Below are 11081 nucleotides of genomic sequence, written 5' to 3'. Positions count from 1 at the left end.
CGGGCTGCGCCCTCCTGGTCCTGGGGCTGGGGGCGGCGACGCTACGGCGCAGGACGGCCTGACGCGGCCGCGCGTGTGCCCCGCCGCACGCAACGCGCCACGCCCTCCGCATCGCCCGAACTCACCCGCACGGCTCGCAGCGTGAGCGTCCCAGGTGGTCCAGCCCCACGATGGGAGCATGCCGAACCCTCATCGGATCCGCGCCATCTCCATGGCCGCCACCACCGTCCTCGTCTCCTCGCTGCTGACGGGCTGCGCCAACGCCACCACGAGTGTGGCGCTGTCCAGCCCGGCGCTGAACTGGTCGAACCAGAAGCTGGACTGGAAGGACTGTCCGGCACCGTCCGAGTCGGAGGGCGGCGGTAGCGCCCCCGCGCCCCTGCCCAACGGCGGCCGGTGGCAGTGCGCCACCCTGAAAGTGCCCCTGAACTGGAACAACCCCAACAGCGGAAGCATCGACCTCGCGTTGATCCGGGTGACGGCCAGCGGCCCGGGCAAGCGCATCGGATCACTCATCTTCAACTTCGGCGGCCCCGGAGGTTCCGGGGTGGCCGCGCTGCCCGCCTTCGCACAGGACTACGCGGCCCTGCGCACCCGCTTCGACCTGGTCAGCTTCGACCCCCGCGGAGTCGGCCGCAGCGCGGGCGTGCTGTGCGAGAACGACCCGCAACTGGACACGTTCTTCCAGCAGGACGCGACACCCGACACCGCGGCCGAGCAGAAGTCGTACCTGGACAGCATCAAGAAGTTCAACGCGGCCTGCGAGGCTCACTCCGGGAAGGTGCTGCCGTATGTGCGCACCACCGACGCGGCCCGCGACATCGACCTGATGCGCCAAGTGCTCGGGGACGCGAAGCTGCACTACTTCGGCATCTCCTACGGCACCGAACTGGGCGCCGTCTACGCGCACCTGTTCCCCCATAAGGTCGGGCGGGCTGTGCTCGACGCGGTCGTCGACCCGACGGAGAATCCGGAGCAGAGCTCGCTGGGTCAGGCCAAGGGCTTCCAGCTCGCGCTCGACAACTTCGTCCGGGACTGCACCTCGCGGAGCACGGGGTGCCCGATCGGCAAGACGCCGCAGGACGTCCAGAATCGGATCCTCAAACTGCTGAAAGGCCTCGACAGCAATCCCCTCCCCGGCGTCGGCTCCCGCAAGCTGACCCAGACGGCCGCCCTCAACGGCATCGCCGAGGCCCTGTACTCCAAGGATTTCTGGCCGTACCTCACCCAAGGCCTGCAGCAGGCGTACGCCGGCGACGGCAAGGTGCTGATGCTGCTGTCGGACGCGCTGAACGGGCGGGACGACAGCGGCCATTACAGCAACCTCATCCCCGCGAACATCGCCATCAACTGCGCGGACGCGAGACAGCGGTACAGCATCGCCGACGTGAAGGCGAAGCTGCCCCTGTTCCGGGCCGCGTCCCCGGTGTTCGGGGAGTTTCTGGCCTGGGGCATGCTCAGCTGCACCAACTGGCCGGTGCACGGCGCCGCCGACCACCCGGACGTGAGCGCACCCGGTGCACCGCCGATGCTGGTGATCGGCAACACGGGTGACCCGGCCACTCCGTACGAGGGCGCGTACAGGATGGCGCAGGCACTGGGCAAGGCAGTCGGAGTCGTGCTGACGTACAAGGGCCAGGGACACGGCTCCTACGACAGCGGAAACAAGTGCGTACAGAACGCCGTGAACGCCTACCTGCTCGACGGAAAGGTTCCTGCAGCCGGCACGGTCTGCACCTAGCAGGACCGGCCCCGCGTCCCGACGAGCAGATCGACCAGCCCCTCTTGCAGAGCAAAGGCGCAGGTCAGACAGTTATCCACAAGCGGGCATGGGCTCCGCCCGACCCGCCTACTATGGCCTGACTGCTCCCCGCGGCTCCGTGCGGGGAGCTCGTCAGGGGGGTGCACATGCCACGTTTCGCACAATGGACCGCCGCGGTCGCAGCCGCGCTACTGCTGACCGGTTGCGGCAGCGGCGCGACCGGCTCCGGTTCCGGCGCGGACGATGCGAAGGGCGGATCCCGTCCGTCCGCGGCGGCCTCACGTCCCACGGCCTCCTCTGAGCTGCCCTCCTCGCTCACCTCCCAGAAGCTCGAGTGGGGCCGCTGCAAAGCCGCACCCGCGCCCGGCGGCGACTGGCAGTGCGCGACGCTCGAGGTGCCGCTGGACTGGGCGAAGCCGGGAGGCGAGACGATCGGTCTGGCGCTGATCCGTTCCAAGGCGACCGGAGGCAAGCGCATCGGTTCCCTCGTGTTCAACTTCGGCGGCCCCGGAGGCTCCGGCATCTCGATGATGCCGTCGTACGGGAGCATGGTCGCCAGACTCCATGAGCGCTACGACCTGGTGAGCTGGGACCCGCGCGGGGTCGGTGCCAGCGAGGGCATACGCTGCCGCGGCGACAAGTCGATCCAGGCCGCCGAAAGCATCGACGTGACCCCGGACGACGCCGCCGAGGAGAAGGCCTACTTCGATGACGCCGCCGCCTTCGGCGAGGGGTGCGCCAAGGCCGCCGGGAAGCTGCTCTCGCACGTCTCGACGACCGACACGGCACGCGACATGGACCTGATGCGACAGGTCCTCGGCGACCGGAAGTTGCACTACTTCGGAATCTCCTACGGCACCGAACTGGGCGGGGTGTACGCCCATCTGTTCCCGAAGAACGTCGGGCGAGTGGTGCTGGACGCCGTCGTGGACCCGACCGCCGACAGCGTGGGCCACGCGAAGAACCAGACCCGTGGCTTCCAGCGCGCTCTGGACGACTACCTGAAGTCGACGGGTCAGGACCCCAAGCAGGGTTCCCGGAAGATCGCGGACCTGCTGAAGCGGATCGACGCCAAACCGCTGCCGACGTCGTCCGGCCGCAAACTCAACCAGTCCCTGGCCCTTACCGGCATCGTGCTGCCGCTCTACAGCAAGGAGAGCTGGCCCGCGCTCACCACCGCGCTCCAGTCGGCCCGGGCCGGGGACGGTTCCGCACTGCTGAGCCTCGCCGACAACTACAACGAACGGGACGCCTCCGGGCACTACGGCACGACGACGCACTCGCAGCGAGTCATATCGTGCCTCGACGACAGACGTCGGCCGACGCCGCAGGAGACGAAGGAACTGCTGCCGGAGTTCGAGAAGATCTCGCCCGTGTTCGGTGACTTCCTGGGCTGGGACACCGCCGGCTGGTGCCACGACTGGCCGGTGGCCGGGCAGTTCGATCATCCGGAGGTCAGTGCCCCGGGAGCGGCACCGGTACTGCTGGTGGGCAACACCGGGGACCCGGCAACGCCCTACGAGGGCGCCCGGAAGATGGCCGACGGCCTGGGCGAGGGCGTCGGCGTCGAGCTCACCTGGAAGGGCGAGGGACACGGCGCCTACGGGAGCGGCAGCAGCTGCGTGGACTCCACGGTGAACGCGTACCTGCTGAACGGAACGGTCCCGAAGGACGGCAAGGTCTGCTCCTGACGACGGGGGGCTCCGGGCACCCGCGAGGACCCGCAGCCCTCGCCAACAGACGAGGAACCTGCCGAGCACCGGCGTTTGCCCGGTACCTGCAGGCACTGGAGTCAGTCGCCGAGGCCAGGTGCATCAGACCACCGTGAAAGCCGCTGTGCCCAGGGAGTTCCCGCTGGCAGCGGCTGAATATCCAGAACGGTCGGGACCTGACGGGAAATCGGGGTGAGCAAGGGTGGATGGTGCCGACCTTCGCTCAGGGCAACGGCCCCTGGGCCGGACCTAGGAGCTGCGCTAGCCGACCGAGGCCGCACGGCTGGGTCAGTCCAAGACGCAATACCTCTGGGGACCTCAGCTCTGCACGTGCGGCCAGCCAAACCGAAGTCGCGCGCGAGCTGGACCCCCGGGGCTAGCAGTCGAGTTGCTCCTCAATCACCCCGTTGAGCCACCGCTCCACGAACTCGGCGATGGAAGAGGCTGCCCACCTGCGGCTGTCGGTCTCATGATCCCAGAGGAAGACCTGCTCAAATTGCCCTGGTACAAGCACTACCCCGAACAAGTCGCCATTGCCCGGGATGTCCGAGAAGAAGAGCAGTTGATCGAAGGCCATGTACAGCTCAGAGAAAGAGCTCCGGAGTTCCAGGTTCCGCTGGACGATCGTTTCAAGCGGCGACACCAGGTGATAGCCGTACTCGCCAACGACGCCGTTGCTCTCTCGCAGCACTGAGACCAAGTCGTTCGGAAGCGGGTGCCCAAGAGCTTCCGCAGCCTCACTCAAAGCGTCCACCGTGACCGGAACGCTGAACGCGACCTCGACTCCACCAGCGTGCCGTGTGATCAACTCTTTCCACATTGGGCGATGATCGTACCGACTACTCGGGTGAGGCAACCATGAGCTAACCGTGGCGCGTGCCAGCGACGAGTCCCATGCAGCGGCGACTCACGGAGAACACGCTTCACTCGGTAGAACGGGCCGTCCCACATGGCACCCCAAGAAGTCGCCGCCCGTCAATGGTCGGCTGACGGCCCTGGACGGTCAGTCCCGGGGCCGTCTCTGGGCCGTGCGAGGCCGCCCCAGGCCGGCCGACAACGACAGAAGCCCACGGCATCTGAACTGGTCAGAGCCGTGGGCTTCTTCAGTCCCGCTGGTCAGCGAGACCGATGATCAGTAGACCGGCTTGTGCGGTTCGATCTGGTTGACCCAGCCGATCACGCCGCCGCCCACGTGGACCGCGTCCGCGAAGCCCGCCGACTTCAGGACAGCGAGGACCTCCGCGCTGCGGACACCCGTCTTGCAGTGCAGGACGATCTTCTTGTCCTGCGGGAGACCCTCCAGGGCGGAGCCCATGAGGAACTCGTTCTTCGGGATCAGCCGGGCGCCCGGGATGGAGACGATCTCGTACTCGTTCGGCTCACGGACGTCGATGATCTCGATGTTCTCGCCGTCGTCGATCCACGCCTTGAGCTGCTTGGGAGTGATCGTCGAGTCGGCGGCCGCGGCCTGGGCCTCCTCGGAGACGACGCCGCAGAAGGCCTCGTAGTCGATGAGCTCGGTGACGGTCGGGTTCTCGCCGCAGACCGCGCAGTTGGGGTCCTTGCGGACCTTGACCTGGCGGTACTGCATCTCCAGGGCGTCGTAGATCATCAGTCGGCCGACCAGCGGCTCGCCCGTGCCGGTGAGGACCTTGATCGCCTCGGTGACCTGGATGGAGCCGATGGACGCGCACAGCACACCGAGGACGCCGCCCTCGGCGCAGGACGGGACCATGCCCGGCGGCGGGGGCTCCGGGTAGAGGCAGCGGTAGCAGGGGCCGTGCTCGGACCAGAAGACGGAGGCCTGGCCGTCGAAGCGGTAGATGGAACCCCACACGTACGGCTTGTTCAGCAGCACGCAGGCGTCATTGACCAGGTAGCGGGTCGCGAAGTTGTCCGTGCCGTCGACGATCAGGTCGTACTGGCTGAAGATGTCCATCACGTTGTCGGCCTCGAGCCGCTCCTCGTGAAGGATCACGTTCACGTAGGGGTTGATGCCCTGGACCGAGTCACGCGCGGACTCGGCCTTCGAGCGGCCGATGTCGGCCTGGCTGTGGATGATCTGCCGCTGCAGGTTCGACTCGTCGACCTCGTCGAACTCCACGATCCCCAGCGTTCCCACGCCGGCCGCGGCCAGGTACATCAGCGCGGGCGAGCCCAGACCGCCCGCGCCCACACAGAGCACCTTCGCGTTCTTCAGCCGCTTCTGCCCGTCCATCCCGACATCAGGGATGATCAGGTGGCGGGAGTACCTGCGGACCTCGTCTACGGTGAGCTCGGCAGCCGGCTCAACCAGGGGTGGCAGCGACACGGGGACTCCGTTGGTCGGTCAATCACTACGGTTGTTCTCCCCGTAACACTGCCACGCCCTCCTTCATTCCGAGACACCCGTTCCGAGGCGCGAGACGATTTCGTCCCAGTAGCCGGGCATCGCCTCCCAGGGCACGGTGCGGCCGCCCCGGTCCGAGCGGTCGGTGAACCAGATCGTCTCGGCTCCCTGCCAGCGCGCGATCCGCAGCGCCTCCTCCAGGTGGCTGCGGGGTACACCGTGCACGAAGTGGCAGAAACGCTCTGGCGGGTAGTCGGCGGTCCACTCGGCCACCTGCGACCACCGGTAGTCGCTCCAGGAGCCGGAGAACGTGACCAGCTGGTCGGCGTTCTCGGCGTACCCGGGATACGGGTGGGTGCCGTGCCCGAGAACGATGTGCCCCGGGGCGAGCAGCGCGCGGAGCGCGATGACCGTGCGGCGGACCTCGGGGAGGGCGAAACGTTCGGTCGGGCAGCGGTCCAGGAAGAAGCCGTCGACCCGGTACCAGTCGAGATAGCGGTGCGCGTCGGAGAGCAGTTCGTCGAAGGTGCGGGCGCCGTAGGTGGCATCGAGGTGACCGAGTACACGGACACCGGCGTTGCGCAGCCGTCCCGCGGCCTCCAGGCAGTGCGGGTCCGGGCATGTTCCGGGACCGCCGCTCACATTGAGGACGGCCCAGTGCACCGGGGTGCCCGGGCGGGTGAGCTCGCCCCATTCCAGAGGGGCGACGAGGGGGTGCGCATAGCCGGGGATCCCGAGGCCGACACCCAGCCCGGTGCTCGTGGAGCCCGCGGTGGTGCTGATCAGATGCGGCATGCCGCCTCCATCCAGATGTCGGCCAGGGACTCCTCGAGGTTGATGCGGGGCCGCCAGCCGAGCCGGTCGCGGGCGGTGCGGACATCGGCCTGCTGCCAGCTGCCACAGCCGTCCGGGTAGGGGTAGGCGACCGGGACGACGTGCTCCGGGTCATGCCGCGGATGGCCGATGGCGGGCCGTCCCGGGACGGGAGGCCCGTCGAGTTCGTGCAGGTTGCCGCCGTAGCCGGCCACCCGGGCCAGGACGGCGGCCGCGTCGCGGAGGCGCACGGCCCGGCCGGAACCGATGTTGATCACACCCTGGGCGGCGGAGAGGGACGCGGCGTGGACCGCGCGTGCGACGTCGCGGACGTCCACGAAGTCGCGCTGGACACCGAGACCGCCCAGCTTGAGCTCGCCGTCGCCGGACTGCATGGCGCGGCGCAGGGCCTCGGCGAGCCGGCCCAGCGGCGATCCGGCGGGGGTACCGGGGCCGGCGGGCGAGAAGACGCGGAGCACGACCGCGTCGAGCCCCGAACCGAGGACCAGTTCCGTGGCGGCGAGCTTGCTGACGCCGTACGGGCCACCGGGACGCGGTACGGCGTCCTCGGCCGTGGAGGATCCGGGCTGGCTGGGGCCGTACTCGGCGCCGCAGCCGATCTGCACCAGGCGGGCCCCGCAGCCGCTGCGGCGCAGGGCCTCGCAGACGGTGGCGACGGCCACGGTGTTGTGCCGGGTGAGATCGCGGGCACCGCCGCGGATGGCTCCGGCGCAGTTGATGACGACCCCGGGGTGCACGGCGTCCAGGAACCGGGTCAGTGCGCCGGGGCTGCCCGAGGCGAGGTCGAACCGTACATCGGCGTCGTCGCCGCGGCCGAGCGCGGTGAGCTGCACGGCCGGGTCGGCGAGCAGGCGGTCGGCGACGAACCGGCCGAGGTATCCGTTGGCTCCGATCAGCAGGACCCTCATCGGGCGGCTCCCGGGGCGGACTCTCCGGTTCGGGAGGTGATCATCTGTCTTTCTCCTTCGGGGGTGATGCCGTGGGATGAGAGGGGCCCGCGGTGTCGGCCCCGCGGGAGAAGGGGGCCCGGGTGCGAGGCCCCGGGCGGCGGTCCTGGTTCATGGCGTCGGAGGTGGGGTGCCGTGAACCGGGAGCTCAGGGTGAACCGGGCGGCCGTACATGGGCCGAGGCCCGGGTCAGGGTGCGGATCGCGTGGATCAACAGGGCCAGGGCCGCGGGAGCGCAGACCAGGGCGGGGACGGCGTCCGCGCCCCAGGCGTCGGCCAGGTGCCGGACCGGTGCGTCCAGGACCGAGCAGCCCGGGAGCCTGGCGGCGAAGACCGTGGCCAGGGCCGCGGCCTCGACGACCGCCGCGGTGCCGAGGACGAAGGCCGGGCCGCGGACGAAGCCGCGCGCGATCAGCAGCCGGGCGAGCAGGAGGAGGCCGCCCAGCGCGCCGGCTCCGGCGTACGCGGCGGGTTCACCGAGCAACGCTCCGCACAGTGCGAGCAGAGCGCCGAGGGCACACAGGAAGAGACCGAAGACGCCGAGAAGCAGCGGGGTCACCGAGGACGCGAACTCCGCGAGACCGCGGCTCGCGCGGAGTCGTCGGCCGGCGCGTACGGCGAAGAGGCGAGCGCACCAGGCGGCGGGGCCGCAGGCCAGGATCAGGGCGAGAACCGGGCCGGTGGCCGGGGGCCAGGTGCCGTGCGGGCCGCCGTCCAGTGCCGCGCCCAGCAGACCGTCGCCGAGGAGGGCGTAGAGGACGAGCCAGTACGTCGCCGCGCGTGCGCCGCCGGAGGTGGCGTGCGCGGGGGCGTGCAAGGGGCCGCGAGCGAGTGCCGCCCGCAGACCGAACACGACGGCGAGCGCGCCCCCGGCCGCGACGGCGAGGCGGACACCGCCTTCCGTGAACCGCAACCCGATGACCGTGGCCGTGCACAGCGCGCCCGGGAGCAGGGCGAGGACGGCCCACGCCCGGTGTTCCCGGGGCGCTTCGCCGGGGCCGGTGCGTGGCGGTGGCCGGTCGCCGCCACGTGGCACGCGCGCGTACATCTCCTCGGCGAGCGAGAACACGTCCCGGTGGCGGTAGCGGGCGGCCGCGCGGTCGGTCAGCCCGTGCGCCTCCAGACCGGCCGCGATCTCCAGCGGGTCGACGGCGCGCTCGCACAGGTCGCGGTGCCGGTGCATGAGTGCCTTGACCGGGTCGGCGCCGGCACGGCGGCCGGCGGGCCTGCCGGCCCGGAGGGCGCTCCCGGCGGGTGCCGGGCTGGTGGTGTCGCGGGTCCCGGGCGCACGCTCCGGCGCGCGGGACTCCGTGTCCGCCCCGGCCGGGGATCCGCCGTCCGAGTCCCACGGGGCCGACGAAGCGAGGGTCCGGGCCGCCGAAGTGGTGTTCTGAGCCACCGAAGTGGGGCTCTTCGTGGCGGACTCCGTCCGGCCGTCGGCCCGGCTGTGGTGTCCGCCGTCCGCAACCGCCTCGTCCGCGCTCCCGGACGTCTCCGCCTCCCCCTCCTCGCCCGTGGCTCCCTCCCACGCCCCGTCCAGCCATTCCTCCGACCGTCCGTCCCAGGAGCCGGGGCTGCCGGGTGTGCCGGGTCGGTCCAGTTCCCCCACGTCGCTCATCGCGCCCCCTCCGCTGCCGGAACGGGTTCCTGGAGGTGCCCGGTGGTGCTTCCGGGTGCGGTCGCGTCGCCCGGCTCCCACGCCCAGCGCGGTCCGGAACCCGGCCGCCGCACCTCGGTCCAGCGGCCCGGCAGACAGGACTCCGCCGGCGCTCCGAAGGGCAGCGGTTCACCGGCGTCGTCCACGACCACCCGCCGAACCGGCGCATGGGAGACGACATCCAGGTAAATGCAGTGAAACGCTGCTACGTTCTGCTCGACCGTGAACAGCTCCAGGGCGCGTGCGCGGGCGGCCGCGCCGAGGCGCTCACGGCGCTCGGGGTCGCGCAGCAGCGCCAGGCACGCCTCCGCGAGTGCCCGCGGGTTGCGCGGCGGGACGACAAGACCCGTACCGCCGATGACCTCGACGACCGCGCCCACGTCCGTGGACACCGTCGCACGGCCGCAGAACATGGCCTCCACCAGGCCGATCGGAAAGCCCTCGACGACGCTCGACAGGACGACGACCGCCCCGCCCGCATAGGCCTCCGCCAGGTCCGGCACCTCCGGGCCGCCGATCTCCTCGAAGGACACCGGGTTGTCGCCCACGGAGTGCACGCCCTCGGCCTCGTCGGGGAACAACTGCGCGGCGAGCGCCCTGCAGTGGCCGAGATGGACGGTGCCCTCGGCGTCCGCCGGGGCCCCCACGATCCGCAGCCGGGCCCGCGGCTCCTCTTTACGGATCTCCGCGAAGGCGTGCAACAGGGAGATCAGGTCCTTGGCGGGTTCGATGCGGCCCACCCAGACCAGCGTGCCGGGGTCCGCGCGGTCGGCCGACTCGCCCACCTCCGTGAAACGGGACGCCTCCATACCCGGGTAGACCGTGCGCAGCCTGGACCGGTCGGCACCGCACCGCTCCTGCCAGCGACGGGAGTGGGTGTTGCCGGGGGTGATGCAGGCCGCCTTCCGGTACACCTCCGCGGCCAGCCGCCGGTGGAAGCGGGCGAGCAGCGCGCGCACGGTCGGCGACGCCTCCGGCGCCCTCAAGTAGTGCTGCCGAAGCTGTACGCCGTATTCGGTGACCAGCAGCGGAACGCCCGTGAAGTGCCCGGCGAGCAGTCCGGTGAGGGCCGCCGCGCCGCCCGTGGTGGCGTGGCAGAGGTCCGCCGCGCCGAGCCCGTCGTCCTCGTACCAGTCGAGCGAGAGGGGGCGCAGGGCGCGTTCGATCCGCGTGGCGACCTCGAGCAGGTCGGGGAGGCGCACCGTCCGCGCGGCGCGCAGGGCGTGCGGTGCACGGCAGGCCTGTTCCAGGACGCGCAGGGCGGTCTCGGAACGCAGGGCGGCGGTCAGCCCGCCCTCGTCACGGGCGAGTTCGGCGAGCGTGTACAGGGCACTGCCGAAACGGTCCGCCTCATGGCCGAACGGCTCCGCCGCGTTCTGCGGTGTGCCCGGCTCGGGTGCCGTGCAGAGTGCGGCGGCCAACTCCCCGTACGCCTCGGCGAACCGCCGCCGGGCCCGGCGCCCGTGAGCGGGCGCGACATCCTCCGTGGTCCACAGCGACGCCGTCCGCACCCCGACGACCTGCGGCGGCAGCGAGAGCCGGCCGTCGGTCTCCTGCCGCTTTGTGCGGCTGAGTGCGTAGAGGTCGAACTCATGCTGCCCGAGCCCGCGCACGAGCCGGTCGCACCAGAGCCTGGCGTCACCGCTCACATACGGGTAGCCACCCTCCGTAACCAGTCCGATCCGCACGAGTGCACCCCCGATCTCCCCTATTCGAGCCGTCGTTGGCCCCGGCAGCTCGCAGCGGGACGAACGTATGCGGATATGCCGGTGGGGGGGGGGGGGGGGGTGTGGGTGGCGAGAGCGCAAGAGGTGGAGAAGATATAAAAAGAGAGGGGCGG

General features: G+C 70.8%; 8 protein-coding genes. 2 read left to right on the top strand and 6 right to left on the bottom strand.

What is annotated here, in order from left to right; genetic code table 11:
* The first annotated feature begins 178 nt into the window (after positions 1-178).
* Positions 179-1741: an alpha/beta hydrolase gene (locus tag ABZ904_RS48950; protein WP_359396586.1), complete on the top strand. Its 1563-nt coding sequence runs from the start codon at positions 179-181 to the stop codon at positions 1739-1741.
* 167 nt (positions 1742-1908) lie between these two features.
* Entirely contained in the window at positions 1909-3453 is a 1545-nt protein-coding gene (locus ABZ904_RS48945; RefSeq protein ID WP_361830648.1) for an alpha/beta hydrolase, read from the top strand.
* A 397-nt stretch (positions 3454-3850) separates the two neighbouring features.
* On the opposite strand, the gene ABZ904_RS48940 is transcribed toward ABZ904_RS48945, so the two are convergent.
* From ABZ904_RS48940 to ABZ904_RS48915, 6 genes are all read right to left on the bottom strand, one after another.
* Positions 3851-4294, bottom strand: coding sequence for an SMI1/KNR4 family protein (locus tag ABZ904_RS48940; RefSeq protein ID WP_361005336.1), 444 nt, complete (start codon positions 4292-4294; stop codon positions 3851-3853).
* A gap of 312 nt (positions 4295-4606) precedes the next feature.
* On the bottom strand, positions 4607-5785 hold the full coding sequence (gene moeZ, locus ABZ904_RS48935; protein ID WP_359396593.1) for an adenylyltransferase/sulfurtransferase MoeZ: 1179 nt from the start codon (positions 5783-5785) through the stop codon (positions 4607-4609).
* Positions 5786-5848: 63 nt separating this feature from the next.
* A complete protein-coding gene (locus ABZ904_RS48930; RefSeq protein WP_359396595.1) occupies positions 5849-6598 on the bottom strand; it encodes a spherulation-specific family 4 protein in 750 nt (249 codons plus the stop codon).
* Entirely contained in the window at positions 6586-7545 is a 960-nt protein-coding gene (locus ABZ904_RS48925; protein WP_359396598.1) for an NAD-dependent epimerase/dehydratase family protein, read from the bottom strand. Before ABZ904_RS48925 ends, ABZ904_RS48930 begins: the two co-directional genes overlap by 13 nt.
* A 187-nt stretch (positions 7546-7732) precedes the next feature.
* The gene (locus ABZ904_RS48920; protein ID WP_361830645.1) at positions 7733-9202 is read right to left on the bottom strand and encodes a hypothetical protein; all 1470 of its coding nucleotides are present in this window, start codon (positions 9200-9202) and stop codon (positions 7733-7735) included.
* Positions 9199-10929 carry a DUF3492 domain-containing protein gene (locus tag ABZ904_RS48915; RefSeq protein WP_361830643.1) on the bottom strand — a complete coding sequence of 577 codons (1731 nt, stop codon included), beginning with the start codon at positions 10927-10929 and terminating at the stop codon, positions 9199-9201. The genes ABZ904_RS48920 and ABZ904_RS48915 overlap by 4 nt, the downstream gene beginning before the upstream one ends.
* Positions 10930-11081: the final 152 nt, after the last annotated feature.

The organism is Streptomyces sp. NPDC046900, assembly GCF_040644975.1.
Lineage (GTDB): Bacteria > Actinomycetota > Actinomycetes > Streptomycetales > Streptomycetaceae > Streptomyces.
This window is presented reverse-complemented; position numbering and strand designations above follow the sequence as displayed.